Source organism: Agarivorans sp. MS3-6 (assembly GCF_054112545.1).
The window spans coordinates 1889197-1909886 of sequence record NZ_CM134202.1; the positions used below are offsets into that span (position 1 = coordinate 1889197).

Sequence of the window (20690 nt, forward strand, 5' to 3'; positions counted from 1 at the left end):
GCCATGCACGGAATGATTGCTTGGTTTACCCGCAACCATGTAGCGGCCAATTTACTCATGGTGCTCATTGTTGGCCTGGGTTTGTACTCGGCTAAATTTCGCTTGCCGCTTGAAGTGTTCCCAGAGTTTGAACTGGACATGGTAAACGTAAGCATCGCCTTACCGGGCTCAAGCCCAGAAGAAAGCGAAGAGAGCCTAGCAATTCGCATCGAAGAAGCGATTAGCGATATCGAGGGAGTCGAGCAAATTTCCTCAGTCTCCCAAGAAGGGGCTGCTCGCGTCAGCGCTGAAATCAATTCACGCTATGACACTCGAGATGTAATGAGCGACATTAAGTCTCGAATCGACGCCATCAATACCTTTCCCAGTGATGCCGAGCGCCCAGTCGTGAGCCTAAGTCAAAGAAAGCGCGAAACGATTACCGTTGCCATCTCTGGCGAGCTGAAACACAAAGAATTACGACTCGTAGCCGAATCTATTCGTGATGAATTGTTACAATTACCTGAGCTAACCCAAGTAGAACTCGATTCGGTTGCCCCTTATGAAATATCCATTGAGGTGTCTGAACAAAAGCTTCGTGAATACGGCTTAGAACTGAGTAAAGTAGCCGAAACCATCCGCCAAGCTTCTCTGGATTTGTCCGCTGGCTCGGTAAAAACCCAAGGTGGTGAAATACTATTGCGCACCAAAGGACAAGCTTACATTGGTGGTGACTTTGACGATCTGGTGATTATCAGTCGAGCAGACGGTACTCGAATTAAACTGTCTGATATAGCCACAGTTGTGGACGGTTTCGAAGAAACGCCTATCGTTAATCGCTTTAATAATCAGCCTGCGGTAATGATTGAGGTTTACCGAGTGGGTGACCAAAGCGCAATTGCTATCTCAGAAGCGGTAAAACAATACATCGTCGACAAGCAAGCCTTTCTGCCCCAAGGCTTGTCACTCAACTATTGGCGTGATAGTGCCAAGATTGTTAAAGCGCGTCTCAATACCCTCAAAAATAGCGCGATCCAAGGCTGTATATTAGTGGCTTTGCTATTGGCTATTTTTCTGCGCCCAGCCATTGCGGTTTGGGTATGTATAGGTATCCCAATCAGCTTTATGGGTGGCTTATTACTGATGCCAACCCTAGATGTCACCATTAATATTATTTCCTTGTTTGCCTTTATTATGGTGCTGGGGATCTTGGTTGATGATGCGATTGTCACCGGAGAAAATATATACACCCATCTTAAGGCCGGGGAAGAGCCCCTTCACGCTGCAATTAAAGGTACTCAAGAAGTTGCGGTTCCGGTTACCTTTGGGGTATTAACCACCGTGGCCGCTTTTTTACCTTTGATGATGATTGATGGGGTTCGCGGCAAAATTTTTGCGCAAATCCCGCTGATTGTGATTCCAGTGTTGTTATTTTCTCTCGTCGAATCAAAATTGATTCTGCCGGCTCACTTAAAACACATAAAACCGGTAGATCCAAATAAACAGGGCCGTTTTAGCTATTGGCAAAACAAAATTGCAGATGGTTTCGAAAATGCCATTTTGCGCTTTTACCGCCCACTACTAAAACGGGTGTTATCTAGACGCTTACTCAGTGCCAGTGTCGCCATTAGCATTTTCATCATCATTTTATCTTTAGCAACATCAGGCTGGGTGAGGTTCATTTTCTTCCCTAGAGTACCTAGCGAAACCGCGAGAGCAAGCTTAGTGATGCCGGCAGGAACCGCTTTTAATACCACCGACAACTACATCAATCGCATGTTAGATGCGGCCTTAATCCTGCAAGACAAATATCGCGACCCTGATGGCGGTGACAGCATTATTTTAAATATCTTAGCAACCAGTGGTTCGAGTGGAGGCTCAGGTAGCGGTCAAAGTAATGTTGGCCGAGTCATATTTGAGATTGAGCCCCCAGAGTCGCGCACCGACAACGTTACTAGCAGTCAATTAGTCAAAGAATGGCGTCAATTGATCGGCGGCTTACCCGGCGCTGAAAGCCTCACCTTTCGAGCAGAAATTGGCCGCGGAGGATCGCCCTTAGATGTGCAACTAAGCAGTAACGATTTTGCCGCTATGGCACAGGTGGCTAGCTTAACCAAACAAAAGCTGGCGGAGTATCCTGCAGTGTTTGACGTTGAAGACAGCCTCGCCAATGGCAAACTTGAGTTACAGCTAAATATTAAGCCACAGGCACAAGCCTTAGGGTTGAGCCTAAACGACTTAGCACAGCAAGTACGTAGTGCTTTCTTCGGCTACCAAGTACAACGAATTCAACGCGGCAAAGAAGATGTAAAAGTGTATGTTCGTTACCCTGCCAGCGAACGGCGTTCACAGTACAATTTAAATACTATGCTAATTCGAACGCCCACCGGAGCGGAGCTTCCATTTAGTGAAGTGGCCACCATTACGCCTTCGCAAAGCCCGGCCACCATCACCCGTATTGATCGCTTACGTACGCAAAACATTCGTGCCGACGTTAATAAAGCACAGGCCAATATCGAAGTAATAAAAAGTGAGTTACAACAATGGCTAAGTGACACCTTAGTGGCTTATCCGCAGGTTAATGCCAGCTTAGAGGGCGAAGCCAAAGAGCAGCGTGATTCTTTTTCAAGCTTAGGCTTGGGTTTGATATTTGTGCTGTTTGTGATTTACGGACTATTGGCGATACCGTTTGGCTCTTACTGGCAACCTTTAGTTGTGATGTCGATTATTCCCTATGGCGCGGTGGGCGCTGTAGTCGGTCATATGATCATGGGCATGCCATTAACCATTATGAGCATGATGGGGATGCTTGCCTTAACTGGGGTTGTAGTTAACGATAGCTTGGTGTTAGTTGACTACATAAACCGCCAACGCGCTAAAGGTGTCGAATTGCTCACGGCAGTGACCAATGCTGGAGTGGCCCGCTTCAGAGCGGTGATTTTAACGTCTTTAACTACCTTTGCCGGTTTAATGCCGTTAATTTTTGAGAAAAGTACCCAAGCTCAATTTTTGATTCCTATGGCGGTATCCTTAGGCTTCGGTATTCTCTTCGCCACCATGATCACTTTATTGATAGTACCAGTGAACTATTTACTGCTAGAAGATGCGAAGCGCGGTTTACATGGATTAAAAGCGTGGTGGCGACAAGGATTTGAACAATCAGCTAGCTAAACCCAAGGTAGATAGTGCCTCTAGGTTTAGATGAGCCTAATGAGGCAAAATGTGGATATAAAAAAGGGCTTAGGCAGCCCTTTTTTAAACAAGATGTATGTCTGCTTAAACCACACTGGCAGAGACCATGTCTTCGGCTTGCTCTAATGCTTCCTCAACAAATAGAGTGGCATTATCTTTATTGAGGCCAACTAGCTCACATAACGGAGCCGGTAAGTTGCTGCATACCATCTCAGCACTTAAACCTGCATCAAGCGCATGGTGCGCGAAAATAGCCAAACGAATTAATACCGCAGGTTGAGAAACCTCATCATAATCCATCGGGTTAAGTTGCTGTTCGATCGCATCGGTGACTAAAGGAGAGAAATTCCAACGATGGGCTAACTCACCGCCAATTTGCGCGTAGTCTAAGCCCAAGGTTTGCCTTTGCGCCGATACCCGGGTTTCGCCACTCTCAAGGCATAACTCTATTAAACCAGCCTCTTCAGGTGTGGCACTCGCGATCAGCAATTCACCAAAGTTATGCAACATACCGCAGGTAAAAGCGGTGTCAGGGTCAACCTCGGTACATTTGGCAAGGGCCTGAGACAGCAAGGCTACGTACATAGCTTGTGACCAAAACTGCTGCTGGTCGAAGCCTTTAGTTGGCATCATGCCATTTAAACCTGCGGCAACAACGATAGAGCGGACCCGCTTTAAGCCCAAACGGATAGCGGCGGCTTCTATAGAATCAATCTGCTTCACCCCTCGAAAAGCAGCCGAGTTTGCCATTTTAAGTACGTTTGCTCCCAACGACTGATCAGTGGCTAGCTTTCTTCCTAAGTGGTGAAGATCAACGCTATCATCATTTATGCTGGTTAATAATTCCTGCATGATTTGTGGCATCACCGGAAGTTTTTTAACTTGCTGGAAAAAGGCTTCCAGTTCCATGGGTAACTCTCCTAAAAATATTGTGTGAAGCAAATCTGGCTTTGGCACACAAAACGGTCAAAAATTAAGCACCACTTCACAATACGACAAGTCATGAATTAGCTTTTTGCTTAATTGACCCACACTAAAGATGTATTCGGAATAGTTTGACCTTATAGGCGCGGAAAATACAGTGACGATCGCACAAAATGACAGGAAATCTTGGCCCAGCTGTAAACCTATCACTCAAGGTTTGTCTGAACAGGTACTGAAAGAATTAATTCTAGGAGACGAAACCTTAGATTATGGTTCTTGGCTTCACTGCTTAGGCGCAGAAAAACTGGTAGACGCACAAGAATACCCAAGTACCAGTCAAGCGCATATGATCAGTGACGCACTAGCGTAAAAACTGCGTCGGCACTGCCTGCTTTAGTACCAACTCACGAAGTCTATCTAGCATAATTTGATACCAGGCAAACTGATGGTGTAGCTCTTCGGCAGTAATGCCAATGGTTCCAGCCATGAAATTTCTAGTAAAACCATATAGGTAAAGACAAACACTGGTTAAGGCTTCATCATCCCAGTTAGAGCCATTCTGCCTAAAAGAGGCTTTGGTATGCTCGATGAGAATAGAACGGTGCCAATTTTCAAGGGCTTTAAAGTCTTTGTCATGCGTAAATAACTCGTGAAAGCTTACCAACATCACTTCTGTTTCAGCTAAAGCGTTAATTTTAATCTGACCACTATTAGCATAATCAACAATGTTACCCACCGCTTGCTGAAAATTTGACTCTTCAACAACCCGTTGTACTTTTTTAAACCAACGATGAGCCAAGGCGAAAAAAATGGCTTCTTTGTTTTTAAAAAAGCGGTACAAAGAAGCAATATCAATAGCGCAACTTTGGGCGATCAGATTAGTATTAACGGCGGCTAGGCCTTGTTCCTTTATTAACACGAGAGTGTTATCTAAAATGTCTTCAACTAGTCGTCTAGTGCGCTCTTGGCTCGGTTGGTTACGCATGGCCAAATGGTCTGGGACAACATAGTTCTCCATATTTACCTCTAGAAAATTAAAATTACCTATCAAACCGTTGATTTGATAAAAATTAAATGACGCGGTCATAAAATAACACAGCATGCTTATACGCTACCTTGCCGCTGTAAACAACTCCCAGCCAAAGAGCAATGCTATAATCATCCGCTTATCGAGAAAATTAACACTCGACAATATTGTAGACTATGCAACAATATCACTATATTTGACTTTTTAGTCGAATCTAACAAATAGTTATTCACGGAGAAGACATTGGACCGCTCTGCCGAAGATTTAGTCAGCTGGTTTCGCCAGTCTGCCCCCTACATAAATGCCCACCGCGGCAAAACATTTGTTGTCATGTTAAGTGGTGAAGCGAGTAGCAGTGACAATTTCAGTAATATTATCCAAGACATTGCCCTACTAAAAACCTTAGGGGTAAAAATTGTCTTGGTTTGTGGGGCTAGGCCACAAATTGATGCCTTGATCGCCGCTCATCAACATAGCTGCCTATTCGCCGGGGAGCAACGCATCACCGATGAACGCAGCCTAAACATCATAAAACAAGCTGTTGGCCAGATTCAAATGGATATCGAAGCCCAGCTTTCGATGGGCTTAGTTAACTCTCCTTTGCACCAAGCCCATATTAACGTCGTGCGTGGTAACTTCGTGGTTGCTCAGCCTATTGGTGTTGAAGACGGCATTGATTTTTTGCATACCGGAAAAGTAAGGCGTATCAACCATCAAAGTATTCAACGTCAGTTAGAACATGGCGAGATTGTCATGGTATCGCCGATAGGCGTATCAGTTACCGGCGAACTATTTAATATTTGTTCTGAAGACATCACTACCGAGATTGCTGTATCGCTAAAAGCAGACAAGGTTATCTATTTTTGCCCAGAGCAAGGTATTCATGATCAACATGGCCAACTGGTTAGCGAACTACTCCCCGACACCGCCAATCAGTTAATGCGCTCAGAGCAATTCTTAAGAACCACCGATAAAGACACATTGCGGTATTTAAGTGCAGCAATACAATGTAGCGACCGCGGCATAGAACGTTGTCACTTAGTCAGTTATCAGCAAGATGGTTCGTTACTTCAAGAACTGTATACTCGTGACGGCAGTGGTACGCAATTAGTTCAATATAGTTATGAACGGGTGCGGCTAGCGAGACTGGATGATATCAACGGTATTATTGAATTAATAAGACCCCTAGAAGAAGAAGGGATCTTAGTTCGTCGCTCACGAGAACTGCTGGAGATGGAGATTGAACGCTTCACCATTGTAGAACGAGATGGAATGATTATTGGCTGCGCAGCCCTTTATGCCTTCGCTGAAGAAAACATTGGTGAGCTAGCTTGTTTGGTTAGCCACCCCCAATATCGCCAAGCAAGCCGAGGCGATCGCTTGCTACAAGCCATCATCAAACGCGCTCGCCAACAAGGTTTAGGCCAGCTATTCGTTCTTACCACCAAGAGTATTCACTGGTTTAGAGAACGTGGCTTTTCACCCGCTGATTTTGAAGATTTACCCACCGAGAAACAAGCTATATATAACCTACAGCGGCGTTCTAAAATTTTGCTGATGGATATTGAGAGCTAAGAACCCCATCAAATAAGAGTGAGAACGAAGGAAGGTTAAGGCCTTCCTTTTTATTGGCAGGCATGTGGTGCAAGCGACCAACAAAAAGCCAGCTCTAGGCAGAGCTGGCAAAAAACAAACATACGCAGAAATAAACAAACACACTAAGTTAGGCACTTAGTGTGTAATACACCCAATTAGAAGTCATAACGAGCCGCGAAGTGCAACTCGTTTTCGGCATCATCGATGTTGTTAAGTTGGTAAGCCGCTACGATACGCAGTTGCTTAGTGAGGTCGTAGCGACCTTCGATGGTGTAGTAATCAACATTGTCATACTTATCGCCATCTTTTGGATCAAGCTCTGATTTGTTCCACATGACTTGGGCACGGAAGGCCTTGGTGAACTTGTAACCCGCCACTAATTCATATCCGGTGTAATCACCTTGTTTATCAGCAGAGTGTTGCTTGAAAGCTTTGTTGTTAGTACCCGTTGAGTAGTTCGCTGCCGCGTAAACACCGTTTGCATCGTAGTTAACGCCAACTAAGGCCATTTTGCTATCGTCAATACCGTCAGCATTACTCGCCATGTTGTAACCAGCACCGAGACCTAAACCGAAGTCAAAAGTGTAAGCCAAGGCCAAGCCATAAGCCGAGTTATCTTGGCTGGCGCCAGTCTCGTCTTTCTGATTATCGTTAAACTTGTAAGAAGCATGAATATCAAAACCACTGAATTCGCCCGCGTACTTTAATACGTTATCTGAACGACCAATGCCTTCTTCACGGCTAGAGCTAATGCCAATCGCTGAGTTGCCGTAAGGGTTAACATAACTTGAGTCTGTCCAATCAGCGATTAACTCTAAAGCGCCGTAGTTACGACCAAAAGTGACCTGGCCAAAGTCGCCGCCAAACCCAGCATAAGCTAAGCGCGCCTTAGTGGCAGAGGTATTATCACCTTCACCGTTATTCTCCATTTGCAGCTCATAACGGGCTAAAGCGTAATTTGACTCACCGAAGTTAGATTTAGCTTTAGCGCCAAAACGAACATATTGATCTGCACCAAAATTATCTGACTTACCAGCGTCATCACCCGCAGTATAACCCGCATAAACACGACCATATAAATCAACAGCGTGTTTTTCGTCTTGATATACTTTAGCGGCTTGAACCGAACCGGAGGCGGTAGCAACCGCTAGCGCAATAAGAGTAAGCTTTTTCATTTGAATCCCTAAAAAATGTGAACTACATCAACTAAATAAGTTGAGCAAATTCTAGGGACGAAAAATGACAGTTAGGTGACTGAATCATTAAAGATTAATGACAAAGGAACTTTATGAAAATCACCATAAACACATAATTAATAAGCATTTTACTTTTTCATAAGTTAATCAATAACAACTTAAAAAAGAATAAAGATGCATTATAAACAGAGGCTAAAAGCGGTAGTTTAAACCCAAATTCAAACCCAGTTGCGACCAGTAACTGCCTGTAAATGTGACTTCACAACCGGGACCACATTGGATCTTGGTGCCTTCGTTGACAAAGGTGCTATAAAGACGCCCCTCCAGTTTTAAATCTAGGTTTTTGCTTAGATGATAAAAATACCCCCCACCAATACTAATAGAGAAACGTTGCTTATCGCTGCCAGGGCTTGCCGCAAAGTGTGTCATTCCGGCCCCACCGCTAGCGAAGGTCTCAAAGTTTTCATAATGCCAACGACGAGAAGCCGTTAGGTGGGCATAAACAACATCAACATCGGTTGACTGCTGATCGTCCATCTCGGTGTTTTGCCACGACACTAAAGCGCCAACGTAATTATCGAAGCTTTCTCGTTTACGAGTTTCGCCAGAATTAGTAGCAAAATCGAAGGCAGCCATATAGGAAGGAGATGAACGGACGGAATAGGTTTGTTCAGTATTTAGGTCATCCATTTCGCCACCAAAGGTGTAGCCGGCTCCCACACTCACATCTGCTAATGCGGGTAACGATACCAATAAACCGAGAAACAAAAATCCTTTTTTAAGCATAAGTCACCTCCAGTAGACACGGTATCAGTGTCTACTATTCAGTAACTTATGCCAAGTCTAAATAAGCTTAACTTGGAATAACCTAAGCCTCACTCACCTAACAGTCGCGCGTTTTTCAATAATCCCAGTAGCCGCTATATGGCTTTAAACTGATTGGTGATTACATCATAGTGGTAACCAATGGTTTCTAGCCGGCGAGACAATGAGCGCTCTTCAAAACCGAATGTTAGCGCCAAATCTTCTAGACTGTCGCATTCTAGGCGTAGCTTTTCATTGACGATCCCCAAAATAATGCTGGGCTCTAAATTAAGTAAATAACTCGCATCCATCATCCGCTCCTCATGTAAATGGTCACACCATCTCATTTCAGCTTAGTTAAGATTTTTCGATTAATGGAATTATTTTAGGCTGATAGCTCAGTGCTTATTTGTATTGTTTAGTTTACTAGAAACAGCAAAGCCAGACCGGAGCCTGGCTTTGCTGTTAACAAAAGAGAGTACTTAGATATCGAACTGTTCGCGCATTAGGGCTTCATATTCGGTGCATCCACCTACGTGCGCTTCATCGACAAAAATTTGCGGTACCGTTTCCACTGGCTTGCCTACGGTTTTTTCTAAGTCAGCTTTAGAAATACCCTCAGCATGAATATCCACATAACGGTAGTTATAATCTTCATGGGCGGCACTCAATTGCTCTGCAATTTGCTTAGCACGAACACAATATGGGCAACCAGGACGACCAAAAATTACTGCAAACATTATTACACTCCAAGGGAATTAAACTGGTTCTACTATAACGGCTAATTAAAAAATTAAAAAATCGAATATGTCGTTACTTGTAATAGGCGCTACCTATCAAAGTAAGCTGAATCACTTCAGAAATAACTAATCTGCTCGTGAATCTGATAGCAAGGCTAATAGCTCATGGCGAAACGAATCGATAAATCGACGGCGCATACTGGCAGATACTCCCGGCGCTACGCAATTGAGAGTGATAGACAATTGATCGTTAACCGTTTGCGCCCCCAGCCAAAAGATAGAACCAACCACATGCTGCGCGGCGGTAAAATAATAGTGTCGCAGCGTTAGGTCGCCCTCAGTCAAGTTAAATAGATGACTGATATTACCCAAATTGGATAGATGAATGGTATTAAAACGCCCTTGGCATTGAGCAAAATCATCGCCTAAGCGGCGCGGTGGTTGTGCCTTCCACCAATCATCATTGCAACTCGCAAGGTGAAGCCCTGAAGCCACTTTTTGTTGATAGCCCGCTTTCACTTTAGCGGCCCGTTGCCAAACGTTATCAGATAAATCAGCGTCAACCGTAAATGAAAACATCGAGACGAAGCAGGCGAGCTCTTGCTCAGTAACAGGGGGCTCAACCAGTGGGCGAACATTGGCATTACCACCGGCACTAAGGTGACTGGGTGGGTATTCAGCTAAAGCCAAAGCAACCCCCAAAGCCACGCTGTACAGTACAATATTCAGGCTAAACCCATGCTGGCGACAAAGCACCAATAATTGCCGAGTTTGCCGCTGAGAAAAATAGCACAACTCTAGACAGTTTATGGCCTCGACCAGCGGTTCTGATTCAAGGGGTGCATTTAACCATGCCAACGCATCTTTAGTACTAATTGGCACGCAAAAAGGACTATCATCAACGGAGAAATCAGGTGGATTAAGGCTTGCGTGTAAGCCTTCTCTGATAGCAAACCTGCTCGGCGACGCGCAAACATCTTGCTTTAACTGGTTATGTCGCTGGATCCATTCACCTAGCAAAGCAGCCGCAGACAAGCCATCGCAAATACTGTGATGAATGCTAATGATTAACGCAGATTGTTCAGCGCCATTTAACACACTAACCCGCCAAAGAGCCCCACCAAGCTTTAGTGGGGTATTACACTGAAGCTGCATTATTTCGCCCAGCTGCTGCTCAAACTCAGCGGGCTTAATATCTGCCTCTAATACTTCTACCAAAGGCTCACCACTGGCTTCAATCCAGTTCCATTGCAGTGCCGTTTTACTTAGGCTTACATTGAGTAAGGGGTGACGTTGCTGTAATAAACCTTGGATCTGGGGAATAAGGCCAGTATCTATCTTTCCCTTAATGCTGGCGGCATTAACCACCAACATCGCTCCGCTGACAGTGAATTCAGCAAACAGACTTTCGGTAACCCCCAGTGGACGATACATTTTGTGCACTCCATAACTGCGCAATACAGCGGCTAACCTACAACAAAAACAATGCCCTTATCATTGCATAGAATACACTTTCACTTTTAGCGCTTGGATCACTATGTTTAGTGCTAATCCTATCCCCATCAGCATAAATATGATCGCCATCGCGCTAGGGCTAGGCTCCAATAATGTAGTCAGGCCTGCAATTGCCAGTGCCGTTAAGGTCATTTGCGTGGTGCCGCTTAAAGCTGAAACCGTGCCAGCTTGAGCTGAAAAATAACGAAATAAACCAGACTGAGAAACAGGGTAGATCGCACCGACACTGACACTAATAAGCACCATGGCCAACATCACCATCGCTAAGGACTGACCCCAATTAAGCAATATCAAACTAGATATTATCGGTAAACACCCCGCCAGCATCAGTAGTTGTTGCTCGGGTAAACTTTCACCAAAACGCCGAGTAAATGCACTACCGAGTGCTAAACCAGCAGCCGGAATAATCATAATGAGGCCAAAATCATCGGCGCTCAAACCAAAACCACGCTGTAGAATAAAAGGAGCGCTAGTAATCATATACATTAAGCCAATACTGGCTATCCAAGCAAAACTAGCATAACGAATAAAATTGCCATCGATCGCCAGATTCATGTAGCGAGTAATCACCCGCTTGGCTTGTAAAGCTTGGCCCGGTTCAGTTTGCGTTTCAGGTAATAGTTTAGCCGCCACGATCATCAGGCCAGCGGCTGCAACACCAATGATAATAAATAGATAATGCCAGCCCCAATAAGCTGTAATTATCCCGCCGATCACCGGACCCAAGATGGGTACCACAGAGGCCGCCATGCCCAACCAAGCAAATCCATGCCTTAAGTGGGAGCCTCGGTAACTATCACTGAGTAAACAACGCGCTAAAATTTGATTACTACCGGCACCGAGACCTTGGATAACGACCCCCGTTAAAAGGATATTTAGGTTATTAAAACCTAAAAAAGTCACTACGTTACCGACTAAAAAAATGCTTTGTCCTAGCCAAAATACCCTACGCCGCCCATAACTATCCGCCAGAGGGCCATAGAACAACTGTGATACCCCTAGGCCAAGGATAAAGCCAACGATAAGCTGCTGAACCAAATGTTCATCCACGCTAAAGTGCAGCGCCATTTCGGGCAGTGCAGGGGTGAGTAAACCATTGGTTATTTGCGAACAGGCAATGAAGGCGATTGAGAAAAACAATGGAATGCGCGAATCAGTCACTCATAACCTCCAAAAGGGAAACGGGCTGTATTGTAAATTAATCACAAAAGAAGATAATCATTCATCAAAGACACGCTTTATTTCCCAACAGGAAACAATCTTAAGGAATACCCATATGGATTGGCTAAACGCAGTTCAAACCTATGTGGCGGTGGTAGACAGTAATAGCTTTGTACAAGCAGCGACACATTTGGATATCACCACCTCAGCTTGCAGTAAACGAATCTCCTGGCTAGAGTCGCAACTACATTGTCAATTGTTATTGCGCACGACTCGGCGGATCCGCACCACCGAGCAAGGCCAGCAGTTCTATTTACAAAGCCGAGATTGGCTCAGTCAGTTTGCTAGCATGCGCCAACAACTAAGCCCTTCCATTCAAGGTTTAAGCGGAAGTCTAAGTATTGGCGCGCCAGCAGTATCAGGTAGCTTGTTTGTAACGCCACTGATTGCGTCTTTTCTACCTAAGCATCCTCATTTAAGAGTTGAACTGCATGAAGTAGACCCTGGAGTCATCCCCGACCTATCTTTAGATATTGTAATAAGTCGCCAAATCGATAATTTTGATAGCACCAGCTATCGAATGCTGCATTTGTTTGATTACGCGGTTAAGTGTTTCGCCAGCCCTCAATTTTTAGCCAGTCATGGGCCTGTGCAAAATGCAAAACAACTAAAGAACTTGCCATTACTGTTAGTGCAAGGACAAATAAAAGCTGGCGGGGTTAAATTTAATGAGGGGACCGTGCTCAACCAAGCATCTCGTTTTATCACTCACGATCCGCTGGCTGCGATTCAAGCAGCCGTTCACCACATGGGGGTGGTATTAGTCTCTGAGGATTTAGTTCAGCAACAACTATTAGACGGGAAATTAATAGAGGTAGTGCCGGGGCTATTATCAGAGCAACGCAGCGTATGTGCTTATTATCCGGCGCAACGTTTTGAAAACCCCAACCTCAGCGCATTTTTGACACATCTTCGACAACAGATTTAGGTATAAAAAAACCGCTAACCAAGTGGCTAGCGGTTTGTGATGTAACAAGCGTAAATTAAGTCGCGAGTTATTAAAGGCAACTACAGAGGTAGTTTACTCGGCCGCTTCAACATCTGATTCACATTCTTTTGCTTCAATGTCTTCATTGATAGGTAGGCGTACAAAAAAACCTTTACCTGTGGCAAAACAGCGCATCGTTTGCTTTTGTTCTTGTTCCATTTGGATAGTTCTCCTAAGTTGTTGCAAGTATAAAAAAGTTCGATTTTTTCGTTTTTCTTCGTCATAGCCACTTGCGTAAGTAAGGCTAGCTAGTGAATAAAAATTGCACAAGCCATTATCGGCGAAAAGTACTTTTAGCTGATAATTTCTTGATCTAGCTCAGTCTTGCGGGGAGTAATTTATAGGCTTTTTGCCAAAATGTGAAGTACTAATTTACTACTTTGGAGGCAGCCCCTAAAAACCAATAAAAAAATAACCTTAAAAAACAAAGGTTTAACAAATACCAAAAACTTACTTTTATTAGATATCGCCAAGTATTCTAGCGCTGTGTTGCTTGGGAATTTGCCATTGAATACGCTAAAAATAACTCAGAAAATAAAAACTATTGAATCAACTACTTAGCGCAGCGCTTTAGACCATTGTCTATACACGCATAAATATTCAATTAAACCATTAAAAATAAATGAGTCATTATTAGATTGCAGCTACAGCCCTTTACTGATGGGGCTTAGCGCTTTTTCATCTTAGTAATGTCTAGTAGAACCCATAGACCAACAATAACTGCTGATACGGTGACACCATACTCAAGGTAAATGTGGATATATCCTAATAAGAAGCTAACAAACGGGAGAGCGAAAACCAGTAAAAAGGCCAACAACAAATAGCCCACAATGATTCCTTATGAAGTTTTTAGCTATTATACCTAGGGTACAGCAAACGAAACAGCTTATTCGAAATAAGATTTCAACTGTAATTGCACGTGACCGTCTTTCCAAACAGTGGTATCTAAATGTGTTTTGCAAATTGCACATAAAAATTTGGTTGGTACCGTTAAATGACCAGACAGTCGGTTCCCTTTCACTTTGAACATTAAGTTCTTCTGCGCTTGCCAGTTCACCCCACCACGCCAACTTGAGCGCCATTGAGGTACTTGCTGATATTGTAGAAAAGCACTGTTGTTATTAAGGTTTGAATTTGAAATATCGGAGTCTGCAGGCGAGTGGCTAGGTGCTAGCTCTTGATCTTGTAACCAATTAATATCACTAAATAATTGCTTAGCCGCTTGAGGCTGTCGCAACTCATTATCGACACTAAATTCCAACTTTAGGGCTGGCTTTGCTTGCACACTACTCACCCCAAATAACATGGCAACGATTAATGATAAATAAATCCCCATAACAAGCTCCTCACTCGTCGATTATGCATCAGGCTACTTCCCCTTACTTAGCTGATAGTGAACCAACGAAATATGCGAATTAGGCATATACCTAATATAAAGAGTAGTAGATACTCTTACTTGTAGCTATTTACGTGCCAGATCTTGAACAAGCATTCGCACCCTTACATTTCACTAACCAAAACACACATCGAACTAACCTATCACACCAATAATCTTTACAAATTGGTTTGACCATTAGAAATAAGCGATACTTTTTCCCAAAGTTACTTGACTGTTAGGCCGTAGTTATCTTTCATATCACACCAAATGCATAAAGTTGGCTTTAGATGTCTGGCTAACATTTATGTAATAAACAGAAAGTGTTGTCTAAATAGCAACTCAACATAACCACCATTAGCAGGAACACACTATGCAAATCGGAATACCTAAGGAGATCTTCGATAAGGAGAGCCGGGTAGCCGCCACCCCAAAAACCGTAGAGCAGCTCTTAAAAATGGGCTTCTCTGTGGCAGTGGAAAGCGGTGCAGGAACAGCAGCCAGCTTTAATGACGAAGCTTACGTTGAAGCAGGCGCTGAAATCGTCACTAAAGAGCAAGCTTTTCAAGCTGACCTCATCTTTAAAGTTAATGCCCCTCTTGATGGCAGCAACGATACCACTGACGAACTCGCTCTTATAAAAGAAGGTGCTACAGTAGCCAGTTTTGCATGGCCCGCGCAAAATCCTGAACTACTTGAAAAGTTCAAAGCCGCTAAAATAAACCTACTCGCCATGGACATGGTGCCACGTATATCTCGCGCTCAATCGCTGGATGCGCGTAGCTCATTAGCCAACGTAGACGGTTACCGTGCAGTTATCGAGGCCGCTAATCACTTTGGTCGTTTCTTTACCGGTCAAATTACCGCCGCAGGTAAAGTCCCCCCCGCAAAAGTACTTATTATTGGTGCTGGTGTAGCAGGTTTAGCCGCTTTGGGTACCGCCGGCAGCCTTGGCGCAATTGTTCGCGCCTTTGATACTCGCCCAGAAGTAAAAGAACAAATTAACTCTATGGGTGCTGAGTTCCTTGAGCTTGAATACGAAGAAGAAGACACCGGCAGCGGTGATGGTTACGCCAAAGAAATGAGCGCAGCCTTCATTGAAGCTGAAATGGCCTTGTTCCGCGAGCAAGCGAAAGAAGTAGACATTATCATTACTACCGCGTTAATTCCTGGTCGCCCAGCGCCTAAGCTGATTTTGGCTGACATGGTTGAATTAATGAAGCCTGGTAGTGTGATTGTCGATTTGGCTGCCGCCACTGGCGGTAACTGTGAATTAACCGAGCCTGGTGAAATTGCAGTAAAACACGGCGTAACCATTATTGGTTTAACCGATATCTCTCGTCGTTTGCCAGCGCAAGCGAGCCAACTTTACGGCACTAACTTAGTTAACTTACTGAAGTTACTAAGCCCAGAGAAAAACGGCGAAATCGACATCAACTTCGAAGATGAAGTATTGCGTGGCGTCGCCTCGGTGAAAGACGGTGAAATCACCTTCCCACCACCTGCTATTCAAGTAAGCGCCCAACCGAAAGTTGAAGCGCCTGCTGCGGCACCCGAAGTGGTGGTAGAAGACAAGCCGAAGAAACCATGGGTAAAACCATTAATTGCGGCAGCGGGTTTAGCCGCTTTTGCTTGGGTCGCCGATGCTGCACCGAGTGACTTCTTACAACACTTCACCGTATTTATGTTGGCCTGTGTTGTAGGTTACTACGTGGTATGGAACGTCAGTCATTCGCTACATACACCGTTAATGAGCGTCACCAACGCCATTAGTGGCATCATTATTGTGGGTGCCTTAGTACAAATGAAAGCCGACACCTCCTGGGTAGTATTACTGCTTTCAGGGATTGCCGTGCTTATCGCCACCATCAATATAGCCGGTGGTTTTACTGTGACTCAGCGGATGCTGAAGATGTTCCGCAAAGACAACTAGGAGAAATAGTCACATGTCTCAAGGTATTGTATCAGCAGCCTATTTAGTGGCTGCGCTATTGTTTATTTTTAGCCTCGCAGGCTTAAGTAAACAAGAAACCGCTCAACGCGGAAACATATTTGGCATTATTGGTATGGCCATTGCGGTCATCGCAACGCTCGCTAGCACTCAAGTAACGGGTGGTAGCTGGATCATCACCCTAGCGATGGCTATTGGTGCAGCCATTGGTATTCGCCTAGCGCTTAAAGTTGAAATGACCGAGATGCCTGAACTAGTTGCTGTTCTACACAGCTTCGTAGGTATGGCAGCGGTACTAGTCGGTTTCTCTAGCGCTATCGACCACAGCTCGTTAATGGATGCGGTGACCGGTCTTATCGACCCAGTCGCTAAAAACATTCATGACGTTGAAGTATTCTTAGGTATTTTCATTGGAGCGGTCACCTTCACCGGTTCAGTTGTCGCCTTTGGTAAGCTTCGTGGCATCATCAGCAGTGCCCCTAAAGCGCTCCCAGGAGCTCACTGGCTAAACTTAGCCATGATTGTGGTATCTATCTACTTAGGCAGCATGTACATGGACAGCGGCTCTATGTGGCCACTGATCTTTATGACGCTAATTGCCTTTGTATTTGGTTACAACCTCGTGTCGGCCATTGGTGGCGCAGATATGCCTGTAGTGGTATCTATGCTTAACTCATACTCTGGTTGGGCAGCAGCAGCGGCTGGTTTCATGCTAGGCAACGATTTACTTATCGTTACCGGTGCACTAGTCGGTAGCTCAGGGGCGATTCTGTCTTACATTATGTGTAAAGCCATGAACCGCTCATTCATCAGCGTAATCTTAGGTGGTTTTGGCGCAGAAGGTGGCACAGTTGTCGCCAGCGATGTTGACCAAGGTGAACACACTGAAGTACAAGCTGAAGACGTAGCCGAAATGCTAAAAGACGCAAACGAAGTCATTATTGCCCCAGGTTACGGTATGGCGGTTGCGCAAGCCCAATACCCGGTGGCAGAAATTACGCAGAAGTTACGTGATAAAGGCATTAAGGTTCGCTTTGCGATTCACCCTGTTGCCGGCCGTTTACCTGGCCACATGAACGTGCTGTTAGCCGAAGCCAAAGTTCCTTACGATATCGTAATGGAAATGGACGAAATTAACGAAGACTTCGCGTCTACCGACGTAGTGCTAGTCATTGGCGCCAACGACACGGTTAACCCTGCGGCTAAAGAGCCAGGCAGCCCAATTGCCGGTATGCCAGTGCTTGAAGTATGGGATGCGAAGAAGGTGGTGGTGTTTAAACGTTCAATGGCGACGGGTTATGCTGGTGTTCAAAACCCATTATTCTTTAAAGAGAATACTGACATGTTGTTTGGTGATGCTAAAGAAACGGTTCAGAAGATCCTTTCTCATATCTAAGCAGATAGCTTGTTAACTATGAAAGCCGCTCCTAGAGCGGCTTTTTATAACGTTTGTACCATATTAAGCTGCTACACCAGCCCATTTACAAATTTCATCGGCTAAGCCAGAAACTGAAGTGTGTCCTTCGACAGCAATTCCTTGCTTTTTCATATGCCAATCAAATCGATCAAGTGTATTCTCAACTGAAATAATTTGGTCACTTTTCAACTTGTCCAACTCGTCTCCAGGCATCAAAATGAATACGGAAGCGTTATGCCCTCGCCCTAACTTTATGGCTGCCTCTACATCTCTGGCTGCTTTTAGTAAATTTAACTCAATTGTTTGAACATTAGAGTAAACTGTTGACGCCAGCCCTCCAACTAAATCGATCCCATCACGAAACGGAACAAAAAGCTCATGGTGACCAGACTCATCATCAATATGAATAGAGCTATTAACTGGCACAAACCTCTCAAATTGTAATGCAGCCTTGATTCTCAATTCGTCTAACAAACAGGTATAGAGTTTCTCTGTGTTAAATGAGCTAAATCTATTCCCTCCTGTGTTTTGCCTAATTTTTTTTTGTAACGGGACAGTTTGTTCGAATAAGTTAGTTAATATTTCATCAACTGAATAACCTTGAGCAAAGCCGGAAGGATCAAATGAAACCTGAGGAATAGGAGACTCTTTATTATTTTGCCGTAAGCTTTCCCCAACGATAGATGTAGTGAGTTCCAAATGGTAAATGCCTCGCTCACCATACAAGCACTTTATACGTTCAAAGTAACTTAATAGGCGGCTATGAACCCTCCCGCCTTCTAAGAAGCCAACACCTATATTTAGCTTTTCTCCGGTTGCAATATCAGGCGTCCACCGAATATTAAACCACTCTCCTTTAACTAAATTTTGATCAGCGCTTTGACTTAATAAATTCTCTAAATTTTGCATTTAAGCCACCAATAAGCCCGTTTTATCTTTCATTCTAGCAACACTTAGCCTAGCTCGAGCCTCTAAAAAGTGTCGAAGATGCTCAGAGTCACTTGAATCAAGTAGAATATCGCTCCATTTTTTTATTTCTAACCGTACTTGTTCATAGATTTTTGAGTGTGCCTTAGTTGATTCAATAAGTTTTGAAGACATAGGGAGAGGGTAGTTGTGATCATATAACCCATCTAGCAACTTATTTTCGTATACGCGATCTACGACTAAGCAATCCTTAGTCCACGCCTCAGAAACAGGGACATTTCCGTGGTCGATTATTCTAAAATCATTTCTGCTTTTGATAGTAATATTGCCTGTGTTTCTATCTTGATTGGCCACCCAGTCGTCAAACGCCAATAGAATTGGGAGTGCATCCCAATTCTTGAGACTTTCTAAGCACTGCTTATAACCTGTCATATCACCCACTTTAAGGTACGTATTTGGAGTAGGTCCAGAATCTTCACTAGCCCACCCCCAGCAATAATCACCAGTAAAACTGAATTCCCCTTTGAAGTTATGTTTCACTACGTCTTTAGGAATTTGAATTAGAGCGACTTTATTTGGTTGAGGAATTCCAGCGGCATGAGCGATCAAATACCCCACAATCTCATTAATTAGTCCTCGAGGGTGACAAGTAGGGTAGGTTTTCACGTAGAAACGCCCCGCTTTATTGTCCAGCCATTTCACATTAGCTAGGTGAGTAGCAGCCATCATTCCATCTGATGTATGTTCTAATGCGGCTATATACTTATCAAACGACAATATTTTTACTATATCGCTCACTCTAAAATCCCCTCAATAAATAAACAAACAGGGTGCTAACTCCATAAATAGAGGCACTTATCTGTATATATTTTGTCTAAAACAATATCATTTGTTTTTAATTATTTCAGCCAGATAAGCGTCAAATTGACAGTTTAGTCATAATGATTTTTCGTTTCTCCCCTGGCACTTAGCAACTTAAACATTCAAGTTAAGTACCGATTTTCGCCCTGACGGCGACTTCCTTAAGCTTCAAACAGCCAGAGCTTAACTAAGGAAAAAGAAAGGCTGCCCCAGCATCATCTTCTTCCTCCGTTGCGCACTCACTGCGGCGTCAAAACAACTCGCTACGCTCAAACAGGTTTTGCCTTTATCCGCAGCTCACTTGCGCTACTCGGCGATGATGAGGGGATACCAAGATCAAGAGCCTACGCTGACTGCTCTGTGCCCCATCATTCCCGCTGAGTATCGCAGTAAATCAGCGAATAAGCCGAGGACTGTTTGAGCGAAGCGAGTTTCCGTAGGCGCGTTGATTTATGAGAAACGCAAGATTCAAGGGAATGCGGGGTGGCCTTTCTTTTGTGTCCTTTTCTTTGGCCAAGCAAAGAAAAGGACATCGCCGGCAAGGCGAAACCTGAACGACCCATAGAAGCTGATGTAAATAAGCCAACATACACAAAAGCGAGCGCTGATTTGCTCTTTAATCACCATCACGTCCGCTGAGTATCGCTGTAAATTAGCGATTACATTCTCAAACATTTAAGCCCTAGCGCTAGCTTTACTTGCAGATTTCGCCCTAACAGCGACTCCATTTTTCTTTGAACAGCCAAAGAAAAGTAGAGGAAAAAGAAAGGCTGCCCCAGCATCATCTTTTTCCTCCGTTGCTCACTCACTGCGGCGTCAAAACAACTCGCTACGCTCAAACAGGTTTTGCCTTTATCCGCAGCTCACTTGCGCTACTCAGCGATGATGAGGGGAGTGAAGTTCAAGAGCCTACGCTGACTGCTCTGTGCCCCATCATTCCCGCTGAGTATCGCTGTAAATTAGCGATTACATTCTCA

General features: G+C 44.3%; 18 protein-coding genes. 6 read left to right on the forward strand and 12 right to left on the reverse strand.

Going from position 1 to position 20690, the window contains the following annotated elements; all coding sequences use genetic code 11:
* The first annotated feature begins 12 nt into the window (after window positions 1–12).
* Entirely contained in the window at window positions 13–3150 is a 3138-nt protein-coding gene (locus ACVFI8_RS08540) for an efflux RND transporter permease subunit (protein ID WP_457873815.1), read from the forward strand.
* 105 nt (window positions 3151–3255) lie between these two features.
* On the opposite strand, the gene ACVFI8_RS08545 is transcribed toward ACVFI8_RS08540, so the two are convergent.
* Window positions 3256–4080 carry an HDOD domain-containing protein gene (locus ACVFI8_RS08545; protein ID WP_248713890.1) on the reverse strand — a complete coding sequence of 275 codons (825 nt, stop codon included), beginning with the start codon at window positions 4078–4080 and terminating at the stop codon, window positions 3256–3258.
* A gap of 172 nt (window positions 4081–4252) precedes the next feature.
* Here ACVFI8_RS08545 and ACVFI8_RS08550 point away from each other — a divergent pair, with 172 nt between their 5' ends.
* Window positions 4253–4465, forward strand: coding sequence for a hypothetical protein (locus ACVFI8_RS08550; RefSeq protein ID WP_248713889.1), 213 nt, complete (start codon window positions 4253–4255; stop codon window positions 4463–4465).
* On the opposite strand, the gene ACVFI8_RS08555 is transcribed toward ACVFI8_RS08550, so the two are convergent.
* Window positions 4457–5197 carry a TetR/AcrR family transcriptional regulator gene (locus tag ACVFI8_RS08555; protein WP_248713888.1) on the reverse strand — a complete coding sequence of 247 codons (741 nt, stop codon included), beginning with the start codon at window positions 5195–5197 and terminating at the stop codon, window positions 4457–4459. The two genes, ACVFI8_RS08550 and ACVFI8_RS08555, sit on opposite strands and share 9 nt — an antisense overlap.
* 168 nt (window positions 5198–5365) lie before the next feature.
* Here ACVFI8_RS08555 and argA point away from each other — a divergent pair, with 168 nt between their 5' ends.
* Complete coding sequence (gene argA, locus ACVFI8_RS08560) at window positions 5366–6697, forward strand: amino-acid N-acetyltransferase (protein ID WP_457873600.1); 1332 nt, start codon at window positions 5366–5368, stop codon at window positions 6695–6697.
* A 176-nt stretch (window positions 6698–6873) separates the two neighbouring features.
* Here argA and ACVFI8_RS08565 read toward each other — a convergent pair whose 3' ends face one another.
* The 6 genes from ACVFI8_RS08565 to ACVFI8_RS08590 all read right to left on the reverse strand — a co-directional run bounded on the left by ACVFI8_RS08565 (window position 6874) and on the right by ACVFI8_RS08590 (window position 12134).
* Window positions 6874–7893: a porin gene (locus tag ACVFI8_RS08565; protein ID WP_248713886.1), complete on the reverse strand. Its 1020-nt coding sequence runs from the start codon at window positions 7891–7893 to the stop codon at window positions 6874–6876.
* A 213-nt stretch (window positions 7894–8106) separates the two neighbouring features.
* Window positions 8107–8700, reverse strand: coding sequence for a hypothetical protein (locus ACVFI8_RS08570; RefSeq protein ID WP_248713885.1), 594 nt, complete (start codon window positions 8698–8700; stop codon window positions 8107–8109).
* A gap of 134 nt (window positions 8701–8834) precedes the next feature.
* Window positions 8835–9032: a DUF4250 domain-containing protein gene (locus ACVFI8_RS08575; protein WP_248713884.1), complete on the reverse strand. Its 198-nt coding sequence runs from the start codon at window positions 9030–9032 to the stop codon at window positions 8835–8837.
* Between the two features lie 168 nt (window positions 9033–9200).
* Window positions 9201–9458, reverse strand: coding sequence for a GrxA family glutaredoxin (locus ACVFI8_RS08580; RefSeq protein ID WP_248713883.1), 258 nt, complete (start codon window positions 9456–9458; stop codon window positions 9201–9203).
* 126 nt (window positions 9459–9584) lie between these two features.
* A complete protein-coding gene (locus tag ACVFI8_RS08585) occupies window positions 9585–10892 on the reverse strand; it encodes a phthiocerol/phthiodiolone dimycocerosyl transferase family protein (protein WP_457873601.1) in 1308 nt (435 codons plus the stop codon).
* Between the two features lie 60 nt (window positions 10893–10952).
* Window positions 10953–12134, reverse strand: a complete 1182-nt coding sequence (locus ACVFI8_RS08590) for an MFS transporter (RefSeq protein ID WP_248713881.1) — start codon at window positions 12132–12134, stop codon at window positions 10953–10955.
* Between the two features lie 115 nt (window positions 12135–12249).
* Between ACVFI8_RS08590 and ACVFI8_RS08595 the strand changes: the two genes are divergently transcribed.
* Window positions 12250–13122 carry a LysR family transcriptional regulator gene (locus ACVFI8_RS08595; RefSeq protein ID WP_248713880.1) on the forward strand — a complete coding sequence of 291 codons (873 nt, stop codon included), beginning with the start codon at window positions 12250–12252 and terminating at the stop codon, window positions 13120–13122.
* Window positions 13123–13215: 93 nt separating this feature from the next.
* Here ACVFI8_RS08595 and ACVFI8_RS08600 read toward each other — a convergent pair whose 3' ends face one another.
* The gene (locus ACVFI8_RS08600) at window positions 13216–13341 is read right to left on the reverse strand and encodes a hypothetical protein (RefSeq protein ID WP_457873602.1); all 126 of its coding nucleotides are present in this window, start codon (window positions 13339–13341) and stop codon (window positions 13216–13218) included.
* A 727-nt stretch (window positions 13342–14068) separates the two neighbouring features.
* A complete protein-coding gene (locus ACVFI8_RS08605) occupies window positions 14069–14518 on the reverse strand; it encodes a hypothetical protein (protein WP_457873603.1) in 450 nt (149 codons plus the stop codon).
* Between the two features lie 412 nt (window positions 14519–14930).
* On the opposite strand from ACVFI8_RS08605, the gene ACVFI8_RS08610 reads away from it, so the two are divergent.
* Both ACVFI8_RS08610 and pntB read left to right on the forward strand, forming a co-directional pair.
* Window positions 14931–16490, forward strand: coding sequence for a Re/Si-specific NAD(P)(+) transhydrogenase subunit alpha (locus ACVFI8_RS08610; protein WP_457873604.1), 1560 nt, complete (start codon window positions 14931–14933; stop codon window positions 16488–16490).
* Window positions 16491–16503: 13 nt separating this feature from the next.
* On the forward strand, window positions 16504–17904 hold the full coding sequence (pntB, locus tag ACVFI8_RS08615; RefSeq protein WP_248713877.1) for a Re/Si-specific NAD(P)(+) transhydrogenase subunit beta: 1401 nt from the start codon (window positions 16504–16506) through the stop codon (window positions 17902–17904).
* Window positions 17905–17967: 63 nt separating this feature from the next.
* Here the strand turns inward: pntB and ACVFI8_RS08620 are convergent, their stop codons facing one another.
* Both ACVFI8_RS08620 and ACVFI8_RS08625 read right to left on the reverse strand, forming a co-directional pair.
* A complete protein-coding gene (locus ACVFI8_RS08620) occupies window positions 17968–18834 on the reverse strand; it encodes a hypothetical protein (protein ID WP_457873605.1) in 867 nt (288 codons plus the stop codon).
* Window positions 18835–19650: a HipA family kinase gene (locus tag ACVFI8_RS08625; RefSeq protein WP_457873606.1), complete on the reverse strand. Its 816-nt coding sequence runs from the start codon at window positions 19648–19650 to the stop codon at window positions 18835–18837.
* Between the last annotated feature and the right edge of the window lie 1040 nt (window positions 19651–20690).